The 15,340-nt window shown below is 62.8% G+C and carries 15 protein-coding genes; 8 read left to right on the top strand and 7 right to left on the bottom strand.

Annotated elements, in window-relative coordinates; genetic code table 11:
* The 7 genes from QM609_RS18240 to QM609_RS18210 form a co-directional block, all read left to right on the top strand.
* Window positions 1-550: Cgl0159 family (beta/alpha)8-fold protein (locus tag QM609_RS18240; protein ID WP_502942720.1), on the top strand; the 550-nt coding region annotated here is incomplete at its 5' end.
* A 21-nt stretch (window positions 551-571) separates the two neighbouring features.
* On the top strand, window positions 572-1,444 hold the full coding sequence (iolB, locus tag QM609_RS18235) for a 5-deoxy-glucuronate isomerase (RefSeq protein ID WP_003940746.1): 873 nt from the start codon (window positions 572-574) through the stop codon (window positions 1,442-1,444).
* A 14-nt stretch (window positions 1,445-1,458) separates the two neighbouring features.
* On the top strand, window positions 1,459-3,414 hold the full coding sequence (iolD, locus tag QM609_RS18230; protein WP_050654910.1) for a 3D-(3,5/4)-trihydroxycyclohexane-1,2-dione acylhydrolase (decyclizing): 1,956 nt from the start codon (window positions 1,459-1,461) through the stop codon (window positions 3,412-3,414).
* Between the two features lie 52 nt (window positions 3,415-3,466).
* A complete protein-coding gene (locus tag QM609_RS18225) occupies window positions 3,467-4,372 on the top strand; it encodes a sugar phosphate isomerase/epimerase family protein (protein WP_007727370.1) in 906 nt (301 codons plus the stop codon).
* Window positions 4,373-4,398: 26 nt separating this feature from the next.
* Window positions 4,399-5,439 (top strand): Gfo/Idh/MocA family protein, encoded by a 1,041-nt coding sequence (locus QM609_RS18220; RefSeq protein ID WP_007727372.1) that lies wholly within the window; start codon window positions 4,399-4,401, stop codon window positions 5,437-5,439.
* Window positions 5,440-5,441: 2 nt separating this feature from the next.
* Window positions 5,442-6,326 (top strand): sugar phosphate isomerase/epimerase family protein, encoded by an 885-nt coding sequence (locus QM609_RS18215; protein ID WP_050654862.1) that lies wholly within the window; start codon window positions 5,442-5,444, stop codon window positions 6,324-6,326.
* A gap of 24 nt (window positions 6,327-6,350) precedes the next feature.
* On the top strand, window positions 6,351-7,856 hold the full coding sequence (locus QM609_RS18210) for a CoA-acylating methylmalonate-semialdehyde dehydrogenase (RefSeq protein ID WP_050654861.1): 1,506 nt from the start codon (window positions 6,351-6,353) through the stop codon (window positions 7,854-7,856).
* 62 nt (window positions 7,857-7,918) lie between these two features.
* On the opposite strand, the gene QM609_RS18205 is transcribed toward QM609_RS18210, so the two are convergent.
* Window positions 7,919-8,491 (bottom strand): dihydrofolate reductase family protein, encoded by a 573-nt coding sequence (locus QM609_RS18205; protein ID WP_003940686.1) that lies wholly within the window; start codon window positions 8,489-8,491, stop codon window positions 7,919-7,921.
* A 198-nt stretch (window positions 8,492-8,689) separates the two neighbouring features.
* On the opposite strand from QM609_RS18205, the gene QM609_RS18200 reads away from it, so the two are divergent.
* Complete coding sequence (locus QM609_RS18200; RefSeq protein WP_083197715.1) at window positions 8,690-10,003, top strand: D-alanyl-D-alanine carboxypeptidase family protein; 1,314 nt, start codon at window positions 8,690-8,692, stop codon at window positions 10,001-10,003.
* Here QM609_RS18200 and yhjD read toward each other — a convergent pair.
* The 6 genes from yhjD to QM609_RS18170 are packed head-to-tail and all read right to left on the bottom strand — an operon-like array spanning window position 10,000 to window position 15,207.
* Entirely contained in the window at window positions 10,000-11,034 is a 1,035-nt protein-coding gene (gene yhjD / locus QM609_RS18195; RefSeq protein ID WP_050654860.1) for an inner membrane protein YhjD, read from the bottom strand. The genes QM609_RS18200 and yhjD overlap by 4 nt on opposite strands.
* A gap of 51 nt (window positions 11,035-11,085) precedes the next feature.
* Window positions 11,086-12,120 (bottom strand): tryptophan--tRNA ligase, encoded by a 1,035-nt coding sequence (trpS, locus tag QM609_RS18190; protein WP_003941025.1) that lies wholly within the window; start codon window positions 12,118-12,120, stop codon window positions 11,086-11,088.
* A gap of 26 nt (window positions 12,121-12,146) precedes the next feature.
* Window positions 12,147-12,641 (bottom strand): barstar family protein, encoded by a 495-nt coding sequence (locus QM609_RS18185; protein WP_030535081.1) that lies wholly within the window; start codon window positions 12,639-12,641, stop codon window positions 12,147-12,149.
* Window positions 12,641-13,159, bottom strand: a complete 519-nt coding sequence (locus QM609_RS18180) for a guanyl-specific ribonuclease (protein WP_050654908.1) — start codon at window positions 13,157-13,159, stop codon at window positions 12,641-12,643. Before QM609_RS18180 ends, QM609_RS18185 begins: the two co-directional genes overlap by 1 nt.
* Window positions 13,160-13,185: 26 nt before the next feature.
* On the bottom strand, window positions 13,186-14,031 hold the full coding sequence (locus QM609_RS18175; RefSeq protein WP_080712672.1) for an exodeoxyribonuclease III: 846 nt from the start codon (window positions 14,029-14,031) through the stop codon (window positions 13,186-13,188).
* 36 nt (window positions 14,032-14,067) lie between these two features.
* Entirely contained in the window at window positions 14,068-15,207 is a 1,140-nt protein-coding gene (locus tag QM609_RS18170; protein ID WP_050654859.1) for an MFS transporter, read from the bottom strand.
* Window positions 15,208-15,340: the final 133 nt, after the last annotated feature.

Genomic DNA, 15,340 nt, shown 5'->3' with positions numbered 1-15,340 from the left:
CCGCGGCGGCCTGGCAGGCGCGAGCTTCGAACTCGACGACCGCATGACGGGATACACCGCGGCGGGCACCGCGAAGTTCGGAATGAACGGCGGAAAGATGCTGCTACGCATCGCACTCGACGACGCGGGCACACTGCCCACCATGACGGCATGTGCCGAAGCCGTGGACGAACTGGCCGCGGCCGGACTGATCGCGATGCTCGAGCCGTTTCTCTCCAGCCGCGTGAACGGCAAGGTCGTCAACGATCTCAGCCCCGACGCCGTCATCAAATCCATCCACATCTCCCAAGGTCTCGGCTCCACCTCGGCGTACACGTGGATGAAACTGCCGGTCGTCGACGAGATGGAACGCGTCATGGATGCGACCACCCTCCCGACGCTCCTGTTGGGCGGCGATCCGCAGATCGCGCCGGAAGAAACGTACGCAAAGTGGGACGCTGCACTTCAGCTGCCGTCCGTGCGCGGACTGATCGTCGGACGCGCGCTGCTCTACCCACCCGACGGCGACGTCACCGCGGCCGTCGACACCGCAGTCAAGCTCGTCCACTAGAAGCGACCTGGCAGGAGCAAGATGTTCAGCAAGTACTACGTCCCCGCCGGATCGTCCGCCGACGGTGATTTCACGACAGTGGTCACGCCGGAGTCCGCCGGGTGGACCGAATCCAGCTTGTGGACACTCGAACTCGCCCCGGGTGCGAACGTCCACCTGCAGTCCGGCGAGAACGAGATCATCGTCGTTCCACTGGCGGGTTCGGCCGTCGTTGTTGCCGAGGGGACGGAGATTCCCCTGACCGGCCGCGCATCGGTTTTCGACGGTCCGAGCGATTTCGCGTACGTCGGTCGCGACGCCGACTACTCGGTCAGCAGCACGGGCGGAGGCCGCTTCGCCCTGTGCGGAGCGCGCGCCGGCGCCAAGCTTCCCCATCGATACGGTCCCGCGTCCGGAGTCGCGGTCGAACTTCGCGGCGCCGGAAACTGCAGCCGACAGGTTCACAACTTCGCCACCGCAGACACTTTCGAGGCAGACTCCATCATCGCGTGTGAGGTCATCACCCCCGGCGGGAACTGGTCGTCGTATCCCAGCCACAAGCACGACGAGAACAGCGACGTCGAATCGGCCCTGGAAGAGATCTACTACTTCGAGATCGACAGAAGCCCCACCGGGACCGAAGGTTTCGGCTACCACCGCGTGTACGGAACCGCCGAGAGACCTATCGAGGTGCTCGAGGAAGTCCGCTCGGGCGACGTCGTCCTCGTGCCGCACGGCTATCACGGCCCGTCCATCGCAGCGCCGGGCCACCACATGTACTACCTCAATGTCATGGCAGGTTCGGGCGAGATCCGGGCGTGGAACATCTGTGACGATCCGCAACACACCTGGCTACGTGGAAGCTGGGATCACCAGGACATCGACCCTCGACTGCCGTTGCAGTCCCACAACTGACGGAAGTGAAAGCTGTGGCACCCACCAACAACGCAACCGGCAATCGTCCACCTCGCGACGAGCCGACCGTATACCTCACCGTTTCTCAAGCTGTCGTCCGCTTCCTCGCCAACCAGTACACCGAACGCGACGGCCAGCGCACCAAGCTGTTCGCCGGCTGCTTCGGAATCTTCGGGCACGGCAACGTCGCCGGACTGGGGCAGGCACTCTTGCAGGCCGAGATCCAGGATCTCGACGCCGGCCGTGAGCCGACACTCCCCTACGTGCTCGGCCGCAATGAACAGGCGATGGTGCACTCGGCTGTCGCGCACGCCCGCATGAAGGACCGCCTGCAGACGTGGGCGGTCTCGTCCAGCGTCGGCCCCGGTGCCACCAACATGATCACCGGCGCGGCACTGGCCACCATCAATCGTCTACCTGTATTACTCCTTCCCGCAGACACTTTCGCGACCCGCGCCAGTGCCCCCGTCTTACAGGAACTCGAACTCCCGTCGAGCGGCGACGTCACAGTCAACGACGCTTTCAAACCCGTCTCACGATACTTCGATCGGGTATGGCGCCCGGAGCAGTTGCCGAGCGCTCTGCTCGCCGGGATGCGCGTTCTCACTGATCCCGTCGAGACCGGCGCGGTCACCATCGCCATCCCGCAGGACGTGCAGGCCGAGGCTTTCGACTGGCCCGAGTCCTTCTTCGCCGAACGGGTGTGGCACGTGGCCCGCCCGCTCCCCGAACGATCGGTGATCGAACGCGCCGCCGCGATCATCCGCTCGGCTCGCAAGCCACTGATCGTCGCCGGCGGCGGCGTGATCTACAGCCAGGCCACCGACTCTCTGGCAGCGTTCTGCGCGCAGACCGGAATCCCCGTGGGGCAGAGCCAGGCCGGCAAGGGTTCATTGGTCTACGACCATCCACAATCCGTCGGGGCGGTGGGGTCCACCGGCACTACGGCTGCAAACGCACTGGCCACCGAGGCTGACGTCGTCATCGGAATCGGTACGCGGTACAGCGATTTCACGAGCGCGTCCCGCACCGCGTTCACCAATCCCGACGTTCGCTTCGTCAACATCAACGTCGCATCACTGGACTCCGTGAAGCAGGGCGGAGTCAGCGTTGTCGCCGACGCACGTGAGGCACTCGACGCGCTGGCACTTGCACTGAACGACTACCGGGTGGACGAGGAATACGCGTCCAGGATCGGTGACCTCGCTCGCGATTGGGATGCGATCGTCGAATCCGTCTACAACCCAGCCGAACCCGCTGCCGACGGGTCACTGAATCAGAATCAGGTGATCGGCCTGGTCAACACACTGTCCGATCCACGTGACGTCGTGGTGTGCGCTGCCGGGTCCATGCCAGGTGACCTCCACAAGCTGTGGCGAACCCGTGATTCCAAGGGGTATCACGTCGAATACGGGTACTCGTGCATGGGATACGAAGTTGCCGGCGGTCTAGGCGTCCGCATGGCGTGCCCCGATCGCGACGTGTTCGTGATGGTCGGAGACGGTTCCTATCTGATGATGGCCACCGAATTGGTCACCGCCGTACAGGAACGCCTCAAGGTCATCGTCGTCCTGGTGCAGAATCACGGATTTGCCTCCATCGGTTCACTGTCCGAGTCGCTGGGTTCCCAGCGCTTCGGCACGCAGTACCGCTACCGCTCGAATGACGGACGTCTCGACGGAGGGGTTCTCCCGGTCGATCTGGCCGCGAACGCTGCCAGCCTCGGTGTCGACGTCATCCGCGCCAACACCGCTGCCGAGTTCGCCGACGCGATCAAGGTTGCCAAAGCAAGCGACACCAGCACCGTCATCCACGTCGAAACCGATCCCCTGATCGGCGCCCCGGACAGCGAATCCTGGTGGGATGTACCGGTATCGGCCACCTCCGAACTGGAGTCCACCAAGAAGGCACGGACAACTTACGAGTCCTGGAAGAAGATCCAGCGACCGTACCTCCGTCCATCCGAATGAAAATTCCGCACAACCACACCCCATAAAGCTTGCCCGCGAAAGGAATCTAGACATGAGCGCGATTCGCGTCGGATCAGCCCCCGACTCCTGGGGCGTGTGGTTTCCGGACGATCCACAGCAGACCCCTTACACACGATTCCTCGACGAGGTATCCGCGTCGGGATACGAATGGATCGAACTCGGCCCGTTCGGATACCTTCCGACCGATCCAGCCAAGTTGACGGACGAACTCGGCGCCCGCGGCCTGAAGCTTTCGGCCGGTACCGTTTTCGAACACCTGCACCAGGACGATTCCTGGGATGCCGTCTGGAATCAGATCAAGGACGTCGCCAAGTTGACCGCAGCCGTCGGCGGCAAGCACGTGGTGGTCATCCCTGAGATGTGGCGCGACCCTTCCACCGGAGCGGTACTCGAAGACCGCAATCTGACGCCCGAGCAGTGGCGTAAGAAAACCGACGGCATGAACGCTCTCGGGAAGGCAATGCTCGAGGAGTACGGCGTCATGGCGCAGTACCATCCTCATGCCGACAGTCACGTCGACATCGAAGACAACGTCTACAAGTTCCTCGAAGGGACCGACGAGCGTTTCGTGAATCTGTGTCTCGACACCGGCCACATCAGCTACTGCGGCGGCGACAATCTCGCAATTATCAACAAACATCCGGAGCGCATCGGGTACCTACACCTCAAACAGGTGGATCCGGCGATAGTCGCCAAGGTTGAGGCGGAGGACCTGCCGTTCGGTGAGGCCGTCAAACTCGGTGCCATGATCGAACCGCCGCGCGGAATCCCCGACATGCCGCCGCTTCTGGAGGCCATCGAGAAGCTCGGCATCGACGTGTTCGCGATCGTCGAGCAGGACATGTATCCCTGCCATCCCGACACACCGCTGCCCATCGCAGCGCGCACTCAGAAATACCTGTCCACCTGTGGCGTCCCCGCCGTCCGTTTCAACTGAGCAACACAATCGAGGAGTACCACCGCATGTCTGACAACCAGGATCTCCGGATCGCAGTGCTCGGCGTCGGCATCATGGGGGCCGATCACGTCGACCGCATCACCAACAAAATCGGCGGTGCCCGCGTCACCGTCGTCAACGACTACTCTCTCGCCCGCGCCGAGGAAATCGCAGCACTGACGCCAGGGGCGCGCGTCGTCGTCGATCCGTTCGATGCCATCGCAGCCGAGGACGTCGACGCCGTTGTTCTCGCAACCCCGGGCCCGACCCATGAGAAGCAGGTTCTTGCCTGCCTCGAAGCGGGCAAGCCTGTTCTCTGCGAAAAGCCGCTGACCACCGACGCGGACAGTTCGCTCACGATCGTCAAAGCCGAAGCAGCGCTGGGAAAAAGACTGATCCAGGTTGGTTTCATGCGCCGGTTCGACCACGAATACACCCAGCTCAAGGATTTGATCGACAGCGGCGATCTCGGTCGCCCTCTCGTTGTGCACTGCGCGCACCGCAATCCTGCGGTTCCGAACGGCTTCGACAGCGCGATGATCGTCAAGGACTCACTCGTCCACGAGGTCGACGTGACACGATTCCTGCTCGACGAAGAGATCACCTCGGTGCAGATCATCCGACCGGCCGCGAATTCGCTTGCTCCCGAGGGCATTCAAGACCCACAGATCGCGATATTCGAGACCGAGTCCGGCAGACACGTCGACGCCGAGGTGTTTGTCACCACCGGAGTTGCCTACGAGGTGCGCACCGAAGTTGTCGGCGAACTCGGAAGCGCGATGATCGGACTCGACGTGGGACTGATCCGAAAGACCAAGCCCGGCAACTGGGGTGGACAGATCACCCCAGGATTCCGCGAACGCTTCGGGCAGGCCTACGACACCGAGTTCGCCCGGTGGATCAAGGCAGTGAAGACGGGCGCCGGCACCGGCAACTACATCGACGGACCAGGTGCTTGGGACGGGTACGCCGCGGCCGCTGTCTGCGCCGCCGGTGTGAAGTCTCTGGAGACGGGTCAGCGCGTCGTCGTGGACATGGTTGCGCGCGACTCTGTGGCCGGAGCTTAGCGATGAAGGTCGCACTCGACCCCACACCTTTCCATCACGATTACTCACTACTCGAGCTACCTCAGGTTGTTGCCGATCTCGGGTACGAGTACCTGCAGCTCACACCGCACGTCGACATGATCCCGTTCTTCAATCACCCGAAAGCCGACCACGCGCTCGTCACCGAGTTCCGGAAGGCCTGCGCGAGTGCGGGAGTCGGCATCGCGTCGGTGCTTCCGGTCCTTCGGTGGTCCGGCCCGGACGAGGACGCTCGCGAAGCAGCCGTGCGCTACTGGAAGCGGGCCATCCAGATCACGGTCGATCTCGGTGTCAACGTCATGAACACCGAATTCTCCGGCCGCCCCGAAAAGGCCGAAGAGTCCGAGCGTGCGTTCTATCGTTCGATGGAGGAACTGGTTCCGATCATCGAACGCGAGGGAATCGACGTCCTGATCGACCCCCACCCGGACGATTTTGTCGAAGACGGACTAGCCGCGATCCGCACGATCCGTGGTGTGAACTCCAAGAACCTCGGCATGGTGATCGTGGCGTGCCACCAATTCCACATGGGTGGGGACCTTCCCGCCATCATGGAGGCCGCCGGCGACATGGTCCGACTCGTTCACGTGGCGGACACCATGGATCATCACCGTTCCCACGGACTGCGCTACATCACCAATCCGCCAGGCAATGCCGTTCGAGTGCATCAGCATCTCAAAATCGGTGACGGAGACGTCAACTGGGACGAATTCTTCGGCGGTCTCGGCAAACTCGGCTTCTACGAACGTGAGAACACCGTGATGGTGTCGAGCGTCTTCGCCGAGAACGAAAACGCGCACGAGGTTTCCCGGTACCAGCGCGAGACGATGAACGACTACGTCGCCAAGTACACCTCCCCGAACTCCTGAGTCACCAGACCACTAGGAAATACCATGACCAGCACTGATACTCGTGTCATCGCGCACTGGTTGGACGGCAAGCCGTTCGCCGGAACGTCCGAGGACACCGCCCCCGTCACCAACCCCGCCACCGGACAGATCACCGGCCGACTGGCCCTGGCGAACCTCGAGGACGCCCGCGCTGTCATCGACGCGGCTGCGGCGGCCTTCCCCGCCTGGCGTGACACCTCACTGGCCCGGCGCACACAGGTACTGTTCAGCTTCCGCGAACTCCTCAATGCTCGCAAAGGTGAACTCGCCGAGATCATCACAGCCGAGCACGGCAAGGTTCTCTCCGACGCCCTCGGCGAAATCAGCCGCGGGCAGGAAGTTGTCGAATTCGCTTGCGGAATACCGCATCTCCTCAAGGGCGGATACACCGAGAATGCATCGACCAAGGTCGACGTCTACTCCATCCGCCAACCCCTCGGCCCCGTCGGCATCATCTCGCCCTTCAACTTTCCCGCGATGGTCCCCATGTGGTTCTTCCCGGTCGCCATCGCCGCCGGGAACACCGTGATTCTCAAGCCCTCGGAGAAGGACCCCACCGCGGCGATCTGGCTCGCCGAACTCTGGGCCGAAGCCGGTCTGCCCCCCGGCGTCTTCAACGTCCTCCAAGGTGACAAGCTCGCCGTCGACGAACTTCTGGAAAACAAAGCAGTCAAAGCGATTTCGTTTGTCGGATCCACCCCCATCGCCCAGTACGTCTATGCCACCGGCACCGCCAACGGCAAACGCGTGCAAGCACTCGGCGGCGCCAAGAACCACGCCATCGTTCTGCCGGACGCCGACCTCGACCTCGCCGCCGACGCAATGGTCAACGCGGGATTCGGCTCCGCGGGCGAACGATGCATGGCGATCTCCGCCCTGGTCGCAGTCGGCGACATCGCCGACGAACTGGTTGCCAAGATCGTCGAACGCACCACTCCCCTCGTCACCGGTGACGGCACCAAGAACTCCGACATGGGTCCGCTCGTCACCAAGGCCCATCGCGACAAGGTCGCGTCCTATGTCGATGCCGGCGAGAAGGACGGTGCCACGATCGTGGTCGACGGACGCACAGTTCAGGCCGATGGTGGACCGGACGGCTTCTGGCTCGGGCCCACCCTCATCGACCACGTCACCACCGACATGTCGATCTACACCGACGAAATCTTCGGACCTGTCCTGTCCGTCGTGCGTGTCGATACCTACGACCAAGCCCTCGAACTGATCAACAACAACCCGTACGGAAACGGCACCGCCATCTTCACCAACGACGGCGGCGCTGCCCGACGCTTCCAGAACGAGGTGGAGGTCGGAATGATCGGCATCAACGTCCCCATCCCGGTTCCCATGGCCTACTACAGCTTCGGCGGCTGGAAGAACAGCCTCTTCGGTGACACCCACGCTCACGGGACAGAAGGTGTTCATTTCTTCACGCGAGGTAAAGCCGTCACCAGTCGCTGGCTCGACCCCAGCCACGGCGGAATCAACCTCGGCTTCCCCGAGAACAGTTAGCCGGCAAGACATCTGTGGCCGAGACTCTCGAAGAGTCTCGGCCACAGATGTTTTCGAGAGGTCTACGTGACCGTGGGGTGGTACGTCAGTACTTGAACTCCGGATTCGTACCGACGATCGTCCTTCAACTCGAGGACGATCTTGTCGGCCGATTCGGGGAACACTCTCCCGCCGGACCCGAGAATGACCGGGAAGACCATCAGACGAAGCTCGTCGACCAGACCGGCCAGCAACAACGCGTGGACGAGCGTCCGACTTCCCGCGACCAGGATCTCGCCGTCGATCTGCTCCTTGAGCTTCGGGACAGATTCCTCGATGGGACCGTCGAGCGCCGTCGAGTTGTTCCATTCGAGCGGTTCGGTCGAACTCGTGACGACGTACTTGGGCATCTCGTTCATCTTGTCCGCAAAGCCTTGGTCGTCCTCGCGCTCAGGCCAGGCACCGGCGAAGCTCTCGTAGGTCCGCCGCCCGAGCAGAAGGACGTCCGCGGCGAGGGTTTCGTCGAGTTTGAACTTCATCTGATCGCCCTCCTGGTACGGAAAGACCCATCCAGTGTGCGCATAACCCGGTTCGCCACCGGGAGCTTCCATCACCATGTCCAAGGACACGAATTCTGTCACCACGATCTTGCCCATACCGATCCCCTGTCGTCAGTGCGTGTGCGCCATTCGAGTAGCCGACTACCCCACTGTTACAGACTCTGCGTGGTGGTGGAACTCATCGGCGGCGATCGTCCACTATGACCGATGTACAAACCGAATCGCCTGTTTTCGATCCCTCTGCTTGCGTGGCGATTCGGACGTTCCCTCACGTTCGCATACCCTCGTATATCGATGATGTGGCGTCGAAAGTGTGCAGTGGCAGTTGCCGGAACAGTGCTCTCAGGGAGCATTGCGTTTACCGGTGTCGTCGGGACCTCGGGAGTGGCCGGCGCCCAACCGGCCCCGCCGCCGCCCACCACCACCACCGAAGCGCCGTTCACAACACCCAACACCGACAGCTGCCCGTTCACGAGTAGCCCGGCACCGGCGATCGATCTCTCCGAAGCACCCGCGCCCGGATCCACAGCCCCGACTGCTGTCCCGATTCCGGAAAGCCCCGTCGGTGGAGACAAGCTCGGCGAGTGCGGTGTTGTGCTCCCTGACGGCGCTCCCCCGCTCCCGGCCGACATCGCGGCATCAGGATGGGTACTCGCGGACGCCGAAACCGGCGAGGTCCTCGCCGCCAAAGATCCGCACGGTCGCTACCGCCCCGCCAGCACCATCAAGATGCTCTTGGCTCTTGTCGCGCTCGACGAACTCGATCTCGACACCGAAATCACCGCAACGGCCGAAGACGCGGACGCTGAAGGTAGCGCTGTCGGCATCGGCAAGGGCGGCAAGTACACCAACCGGCAACTGATGCAGGGTCTGGTCATGGCGTCGGGAAACGATGCCGCGCATGCTCTTGCCCGCCAACTCGGCGGTGACGCTGCAGCCGTGTCGAAAATGAACGCGCTCGCGGCCGAACTCGGCGCCCTCGACACTCGCACGGCAACTCCATCCGGACTCGACGGCCCGGGGATGAGCAGCTCGCCGTACGACCTGGCCGTGATTTTCCATACCGCCCTGCAGAATCCGACGTTTGCCGGTCTGATCCATACCGAGACCGTCGAATTTCCCGGCTTCCCCAAGGATCCGACGATTCCCGACGATCAGGACCGCCCCGGATTCACTCTCGCCAACGACAATCAGCTGCTCTACAACTACGACGGCGCATTGGGCGGCAAGACCGGCTTCACCGACGACGCCCGCCACACGTATGTGGGTGGCGCGGAGCGTAACGGCCGGAAACTACTGGTGACATTGATGGGCGGCGAAGCCAAGCCGATCCGTCCGTGGGAACAAGCTGCCCGTCTACTCGACTACGGATATGCACTCCCCGCGAGCACAACCGTCGGCTCGTTGACGGACCGATCCACCGACGATGCCTCGCCCGAGGTCACTCGCACACCGTCTGCCGCTGCACCAGGCTCGATCTCGGCTGCACCCACCGCTACCGACGCCGAATCCGACACCACTGACCGCATACTCATCGGTGCGGTCGGCGGAGTAGTGGTGATCGCGCTGGTGGCGGGAGCCGTTGCCCTCAACCGTCGGAGGCGCTAGCGCGGCCGACGACGCATGAAGCCCGAAAGACCCAGGCCGGCAACCGCACCCGTGGCGATCAGCGCAGCCACGCGAGACGGTGAAGCACCGTCACTGACAACGATTCGCGGCGAGATCACGGCGGGATCCGGCGGCGGAACGAACGCCAGGGCCATACTTTCCTTGGTCGTCGCCGCCCACGCCGTGCAGAACAGCAGCATCCGTGACGCCGTGAACACGAACACGAGCAAACCGATGATCGGACCGAATGCCACGCCCGCTGGTCCGTTGGTGACGGCAGCGAGGTAGATCGCACCCACCTGCTTGAAGATCTCGAACACAACTGCGGCGATAAGCGCTGCCTGCGCAGCGCTACGCAGCGTGACAGGCTCGCGCGGCAGCCGGGCGATCACCCACAGGAACACCGCCCACGTCGCCAGGAGTGAGAGCAACAGTGAAATGACTCTGAGCCCCACGCCGACACCGGTGATGTTCTCGAGGTTGAGCCATTTCACGATCTGAGTCGCAACCGGCCCACTGCTCAGCGCCGACATTCCCAGTGAGACGACCATGGCGAGAGCCAGACCGACGAGGGCCCCCGCGTCACCAAGTTTGGTACGTACGAAACCCTTCGGCTCGCGCTTGCTCTCCCACATCGCCGTCAGCGCGTCGCGAACGTTTGCCATCCAACCGAGACCCGCGTACGCGGCACCCAGGAGACCGAAGATTCCGACGCTCGCGCGCGAGTCGATGGCCGAATCGATCAGCGTGTTGATGGTGTCACCCAAGCTGCCCGGAATGCTCTTGGTGATCTGCTCCTGAATCGACTCCAGGTACTCGGGATGCCCGGCCAATACGAAACCGGCCACTGCAAACGCGACCATCATGATCGGAATCAACGCGAGAACGCTGAAGTACGTGATACCAGCAGCGTAATAGTCGCCTTTTTGCTCTTGAAACCGTCCGGCCGCGCGAACCAGATGATCGAGCCAGGGTCGCGCTGCCCGTTGCTTCTCGAGAAAGCTCGGTGCGTCGTCGTCCGTGTCAGCCATTGCCGTCCCCCTCATGTTCGGTCAGGCGTCGTGAGTCCGAATTCGCGTAAGTCAGCCCTTCGGTGCCAGGAATCCGACCTTGTCATAGACAGCGGCGAGAGTGCGTGAAGACACCTCACGGGCGCGGTGCGCTCCAGCCGCGATGATGCGATCCAGCTCTGCCTCGTCGGCAAGGTAACCGTCGACCTTCGCCTTGAGTGGGGTGACGAACTCGGTCAGCACGTCAGCGGTATCGGTCTTGAGGTCGCCGTACCCCTTGCCCTCGTAACCGGCCACCAGAGTCTCGATCGGTACTCCCGAGAGAGCCGACTGAATGGTGAGCAGGTTGCTGACGCCCGGCTTGGCCTGCGGGTCGAAACGAATCTCGCGCTCGTTGTCGGTGACGGCCGACTTGATCTTCTTCGCCGACACCTTCGGATCGTCGAGCAGATTGATCAGTCCGGCCGCACTGGCAGCGGACTTGCTCATCTTCGCGGTCGGATCCTGCAGGTCGTAGATCTTTGCCGTGCCCTTGATGATCTGCGGCTCGGGAACGACGAACGCCTTGCCGTAGCGGGTGTTGAACCGTCCGGCCAGATCGCGTGCGAGTTCGAGGTGCTGACGCTGATCCTCACCCACCGGAACTCGCTGCGGGCGGTACAGAAGGATGTCCGCGGCCATCAGAACCGGATACGTGAACAAGCCGACACTGGCGTTGTCGCTGCCTTGCTTGGCGGACTTGTCCTTGAACTGCGTCATACGGCTGGCTTCACCGAAACCGGTGATGCAGTTCAGGACCCACGCCAACTGTGCGTGCTCGGGAACCTGACTCTGTACGAACAGCGTCGCCCGATCCGGATCGATCCCCACCGCAAGGAGCTGAGCCACCGCAACCTTGGTGCGACGACGCAATTCCTTCGGGTCCTGCGTCACCGTGATGGCGTGAAGATCCGGAATGAAGTAGAAAGCGTCGAAATCGTCCTGCAACGGAACCCACTGCTGCAGCGCACCCAGGTAGTTGCCGAGGTGGAAAGAATCCGACGTCGGCTGGATTCCGGAAAGCACGCGAGGCTTTGCGGTGGGCTTCTGTTCTGCAGGGGTCGACATGGTTCCGATCTTTTCACGAGTGGAAATCAGTGCAGTGGCGTGGTGCCCGGGTAGTCGAGTTCGACGAGGTCTTCACCGTGGGCGGTGAGGTCCTCCGCACCGAACTGGTAGACGGTCCGGAAAACGACGGGTTCCCATTCTTCGGCGTAGAAGTCCATCGTTTCGCAGAACCACTCCAACTGATCCTGTTGCTCGGACAGTAGAGAACCCGCGCCTCGGACCACAACTACATATCCGGCGCCGAGTCCGAGGACGTCGTCGAGATCGCGCATGACGTCGTCGAAAGCGTCTTTATTTCGCCCGAAGTGGGACGGAAACTGGAAGGCTGCCGCAAACTCGTCGAAGACCTGCGCCGTTGTCCGCATGTTCTCTCCGCGAACCACCCGAACGACAAAATTCTCGGCACGGAGTTGACGTGCAAGATCATCTGCAACGGCCGGGTCGCTCTGCAGCGCCACCGAAGCCACATCCGAAGACGGATCCAGCCACTGCGCCACGCTGACCGTAGACGAATCGGACATCAGCGAATCCTCACAAACGTGTCGTAGTGATCGAGGGTGTACCACGCCGAACCGTCGTTGCCGGTGACGATTCGCTCGGCGTCGCGTCCTTGGCCGTTCTTCTTCGGGTTCACGTCCCATTCCTGATAGACGACACGTCCGCCACCGGCACCGACAGCGGGTAGACGTCCTTCGCTGTTGCGGAAGGTGATGCCGCCCTTGGTGCCCGGCGCATTGGCGGAATCCGGCCACCTCCCGGCGTCGATCTCCACCAGCGTGGCGAGCACTCGCGCCGGCGCATCGCTGTTCGTCTGCTGCGTTGTCTTGACAGCGGAGCTCGAGGGCACGGAACTCGACGGCGCAGCCTTGGTGGTGGCGCCAGGCTTGGCTTGAACACTCGAGGACTGGGCACTCGAGGACTTCGTCACCGACGACGCCGAACTGTCGGAGTCACGTGAAGAAAGGGTGACCGCCAGCACGAGCGCAACCACCGCCACCACGACGGTGATGATGGCGTTGCGCGTCTTTGCGCTCGGCATTTTCAGACCTTCAGACATACGCGTCTCTATCGGTACGAGACGGTGACAGGCGCATGATCCGACCAACGGAGGTCGTAGGACTCAGCGCGTTCCACGAGCGCGACCTTGGCCCGCTCGGCGTATCCGCGAGTGGCAACCTGGTAATCGATACGCCAACCCGAATCGTTGTCGAATGCCTTTCCGCGGTACGACCACCACGAGTACGGGCCGTCGACACCCGGATGGAGGGCGCGGAAGACGTCCACCCACGCGGAATCTTCGGCGAACAGCAGATCCATCCAGGCGCGCTCCTCGGGGAGGAATCCCGAAGACTTCTTGTTGGTCTTCCAGTTCTTGAGGTCGAGTTCGGTGTGCGCGATGTTCCAATCGCCGCTGACCACCACGTGACGATCGGCAGCCTCGGCCGCCGCAGCGGTGGTAGCGAGGTGAACTGCGAAGGACGCCATGAACCGCTCCTTCTCCTCCTGCTTCGGCGTGAGCGCCTCACCGGAGGGCAGGTACAGGCTCGCGACGGTCAGATCGGCGAAGTCGGCTTCGATGTATCGACCGGCGTCGAGAAACTCGTCGTCCCCGTGACCGATCCGCACCGCGTCAGGTTCCGTGCGTGAGAGCACCGCGACTCCGTTGCGTCCCTTCGCGGACGGCTCGGCGGAGACGAGGAACCATCCGTTGCCGAGCGCTGGTTCGAGAGTCTCGCGAAGCTGATCGTCCGACGCACGCGTTTCCTGAAGGCAGATGAAATCCGCCGACGTCTTCTCCAGCCAGTCGAGCATGCCCTTGCGGGCAGCTGCTCGAACGCCGTTGACGTTCACGGACGTGATGGTGTGGGGCGCAAGAATGTGGGAGTCAGCAGTTTGTGGCACGGCAAGCACCGTAGCCGATTCCACCGACGCGGATGGGCGCCCAGGTCAGCGCGCGGCCCTACGCTGCAAAATCACCGCTACCGCCAGCACGACGAGACCCGCGACGGCCAGCAACGACCCCACCGCTGCCGGCGCGGTGTACCCGTAACCGGCTGCGATGACGACGCCGCCGATCCACGCTCCGAAGGCGTTGGCGATGTTGAGTGCGGCGTGATTGAGAGACGCGGCCAAGGTCTGAGCATCCTCGGCGACATCCATCAACCGTGTCTGGAGGCCAGGCACCATCGACGACCCGGCGAGCCCGATGAGGAAGACGAAGATCAGTGCCGTGTACGGATTGCGCACGGCCATCACGAAGACCGCGAGGATCACAACGAGGGATCCCATCGACAGGAACAAGCCCTTCATCAGTGCGCGATCCGCGAGGTATCCACCGACGAAGTTGCCGGCCACCATGCCCAGTCCGTACAGCATGAGTGCGAGGGGAATGAACGAAGCGCCAAGCCCGGACACGTCGGTGAGAGTCGTACTGATGTAGGTGTAGACGGCAAACATCCCGCCGAATCCGACCATGCCCACGATCAAGGTCATCCACACCTGAACGCGGCCCAGTGCCCCGAGTTCGGTGATCGGATTCGTCACCGGCATACCGTCCAACCGCGGAATCCAGACGAACAGCGAAGCAACCGTTGCCACTCCGATCACCGCAACCAAGGCAAAGGCGCTGCGCCAGCCGAGTGCCTGGCCGATCCAGGCCGCGACCGGCACACCGATCACGTTGGCCACGGAAAGACCCATCATCACCATCGCGACGGCCTTCGCGCGTTTTCCCGGTTCGGCCAGGTGAGCTGCGACCAGTGCGGCGACTCCGAAGTAGGCGCCGTGCGGCAATCCGGCGACGAAGCGGGCCATCATCAGCGTCGTGTACGAGGGCGCGAAAACCGAAGCGGCATTGCCGACGGTGAACGCGACCATGAGTGCGATCAACAGGGTGCGGCGCGGAACCCGTGCGGTGAGTGCAGCGATCAGTGGAGCACCGACGACAACCCCGAGCGCGTATGCCGAGATCACGTGGCCCGCGATGGGTTCCGAGACACCGAGCCCGGTTGCCATTTCCGGGAGCAATCCCATGGCGACGAACTCGGTGGTGCCGATACCGAAACCGCCGAGGGCAAGAGCGAGCATCGCCGGACCTCTGGCGGAACGAACCCCGGGTGTCGAGGTGTCAGAAAGGGAGAGGGTAGACGAAGTCACTGATCAATTGTGGTCTCACACCTGGTTGAACTTCCAAGTGAGAGCGGGTGAGTTCACTCACTTG

The organism is Rhodococcus sp. IEGM 1302, from assembly GCF_030056935.1.
Classification (GTDB): domain Bacteria; phylum Actinomycetota; class Actinomycetes; order Mycobacteriales; family Mycobacteriaceae; genus Rhodococcus_F; species Rhodococcus_F qingshengii.
This window is presented reverse-complemented; position numbering and strand designations above follow the sequence as displayed.